Raw genomic sequence first — 706 nt, forward strand, 5'->3', positions numbered from 1 at the left:
CGATGCGTTTTTTGTCTGGGTCAGCAGAGTCATCTGTCTTATCGACACGATATTCCACTTTGTTCTTGAACAACACATCATCGACATCAATCGAGGTGCTTACACTCACCGCTTGGCGCTCGGTGGTGATGTTTTGATCATCCTCGATTTCGCCTTTCTGATAGCCGATACCCATGTCGATGTCGTCGTTCATGTCGTAGCCAAAGCCGAATGAATCGATGCGACCTTTGCCGTTGTTCTCATCCACAAATTGGTTTTCTTGGTAGAAATCGACCGTTGAAGTCAGATCTGCACGTTGGCCGACAATCACGTTGTTTTTGCCTTCGTAGCTGTCATCGACATAGGTTAAGTAAGTGCTGTAGTCTTCCGTCACATCATAAGTCACGCTGGCTTCAGCCGCATCGCCACGATCGCCCGTGGTGTATTCTGCGCCAACGACGAAGTCTTCTAAAATACGCGTTTCACCACCAATAGTGACGCTGTCGTTCTCATCGTACTCATCTGTTTTTCCAACGGTTTTTTGCCCTTTGATGTAAACATTGTTGTCGCTATCCCAAATGTAATCGGCACGCAGGCCCGCTAAGGTGCCTTTGCCTTTTTCGTCTTCGTTGTTTAACTCTTCGACTTGTTTACCTGCTGCGGAAATCTTGATGTGTTTGGTCACTTTGACCTGAGTTTCCAGTTCTGCCTGTTGAGAATCCGTTCT

The 706-nt window shown here is 47.2% G+C and carries 1 pseudogene; it reads right to left on the reverse strand.

The annotated features are described in order from the left end of the window. Window positions 1-706: pseudogene (locus tag R8N47_RS25240) on the reverse strand (hypothetical protein); the annotation flags it as partial.

The organism is Vibrio sp. 2132-1 (assembly GCF_033344315.1).